The following is a 2,207-nucleotide window of genomic DNA, read 5'->3' as shown; positions in this document are numbered from 1 at the left end:
CCCGGGTCTTACGAGCAGGGGTGGAAGAAGTACATGGCGGCGGCCGTGAAGAAGGCCGTCTCCATCCCCGTGATAACCGTGAGCAACATCAAGGACCCCTGGATGGCGGAGGCCCTGCTTGAGGATGGAGTCTGCGACTTCGCGGGGGTCGGCCGCGCCCTGCTGGCGGACCCGGAATGGGCCGCCAAGACCTTCTCCGGCAGTGAGAGCGTCATCCGAAGGTGTATAGGCTGCCTCAGCTGCTTCGCTGAGATCGCCAACCTCAGGCAGGTGCGGTGCGCGGTGAACCCGAAGACCGGTCGTGAGCGCGAGTACCTGTACCCACTCCGCGACGGCGAGGGGCGCGCCGTTGCCGTGATCGGCGGTGGCCCCGCCGGGATCGAGGCCGCCCTTGTCCTCAAGGAGCGCGGATTCGCCCCGGTCATATTCGACGGCGGGGAGCGGCTGGGCGGGACCCTGAACACCGCCGACAGGGGTTACGGCAAGGACAAGATCACAAAATACGTCGACTCCCTGATCGCCCGTGTCGAAAGCGAGGGCATAGAGGTCCGGCTGGGGCGAGAGGTCACCCCCGAGGACGTCGGGGGGCTGGACCCCTGCGGCGTCTTCCTGGCGTGCGGCGGGGAACCTTGCATCCCGCCCGTCCCCGGAACGGACCTTGACTGCGTCTGCACCGCGGAGGACGTGTTGCTGGGACGTGCCTGTCCGGAGGGGAGGATCGTAGTAGTAGGGTCGGGCATGACCGGGCTCGAGACGGCGGAGACGCTGGCCCTCAAGGGGTGCGGGGTCACCATGGTGGAGATGCTCGGCGAGGTCGGCCCGGGCATGTACTACCTCGTGGTGTTGGACGTGATGAGCCGCATCGGGCCCCACGACCCCGTGATACTGACCGGTCACAGGCTGGAGCGGATCGTCCCCGGCGGCGTGGAGCTTTCGCGGCTGTCGGACGGAGAGAAGGTAGCGGTGCAGGCAGACAGCGTTGTGCTGGCGGTAGGGGTCGCCCCGCGCAGGGGCGTGACGGAGCTCTTCAAGGCCGCCTTTCCCGACGCCGTGGTCATAGGCGACGCCAGGTGCTGCGGGCGCATACTCGAGGCGACGCAGGACGCGCGCGGCAGGGCGTTCACGTTTGAACCGCAAGCATAGACGAAAGGAGAGTTTATTATGGACAGAGGCTACCAGATTCCGGAGGAAAAAATCGAGGACTTCATGAAGGATGGCGCGATGAACGACCAGTACGGCATCCAGCTTTTTTTCAACACCGACCCGAAAAGGGCGCAGGAACTGCTGCCGCCGCCCCTGGTGCCGGCGGACCCTTCAAACCCGATGGCATACGCCTACATCGTGAACATCCGCCAGCCCACCTTCTCTCCATGGTACATGGAGGGAGGGCTCGGGATAATGGCGCGCCTAGGAGATTACGAGGGCGTCTACTTCCTGGGGCTGATGCTGAGCGGCCCCGGCTCACTGATGGGAGCCTTCTCCGGGCGCGAGGGGTCCGGGCTTGCCAAGAAGCTGTGCGAAAGGATCCTCGTCGAGAGGACGGGCGACGAGGGAAGATGCCTCATACGTCGCGGCGGGGTCGATCTGATAGACGTGAAACTGAAGATAGGATCCTACAACCAGAAAGGCTTCAGGATGGAGCAGGAGGGGTGCTCAAGGGAGAGACCGGCAGTTATCGGCGGCGGTTGCCTCAACCACAGGTACGATATAGAGCACGGAGGCTTCGCGAATCTCAGGGTGATCAACTACGACAGCCCCAGCCGCATCTACTCATGGGAACCTGCAACGGCGGAGATGTCGCTGGCCTCCTCCGTAGACGACAGGTGGGGGGAACTGCCTGTGACCAACGTTATCGGAGCGGGCTGGATGGTCAGCGACAACTGGGTCACAAGTCAGAAGAAGATCTACGACTACACGGACGAGCAGGAAATCCGGCGGGCCGTGTCTCTTCTGCTTCCGGGCCGCTACGATCGTTGCACGTTCCTAAAGGACCACCAGTCCTACGAATAGACAAGAAAGGCGGGATGCACCGATGGAATTAGATAAAGGCTACTACAAAGGCAAGACCGCCGTCGTCACAGGGGCGGCGTCGGGCATAGGGCTGGCCCTCATTGAGGAGCTGCTGGCCTACGGGGCGGAGAAGGTCGTGCTCGCGGACTTTAACGCCGTGAACCTGAAAAAGCATACCGACCGTCTTTCGGCCGAAT

3 protein-coding genes are annotated in these 2,207 nt (G+C 63.4%); all 3 read left to right on the top strand.

What is annotated here, in order from left to right:
• Nucleotides 1-1,143 (top strand): FAD-dependent oxidoreductase (locus GX108_07780; GenBank protein NLO56928.1); only part of this gene is annotated, 1,143 nt, incomplete at its 5' end.
• Between the two features lie 18 nt (nt 1,144-1,161).
• Entirely contained in the window at nt 1,162-2,010 is an 849-nt protein-coding gene (locus tag GX108_07775; protein NLO56927.1) for an acetoacetate decarboxylase family protein, read from the top strand.
• 22 nt (nt 2,011-2,032) lie between these two features.
• A partial coding sequence (locus GX108_07770) for an SDR family NAD(P)-dependent oxidoreductase (protein ID NLO56926.1) occupies nt 2,033-2,207 on the top strand: 175 nt, incomplete at its 3' end.

This window comes from Thermovirga sp. (genome assembly GCA_012523215.1).
GTDB lineage: Bacteria > Synergistota > Synergistia > Synergistales > Thermovirgaceae > 58-81.
This window is presented reverse-complemented; position numbering and strand designations above follow the sequence as displayed.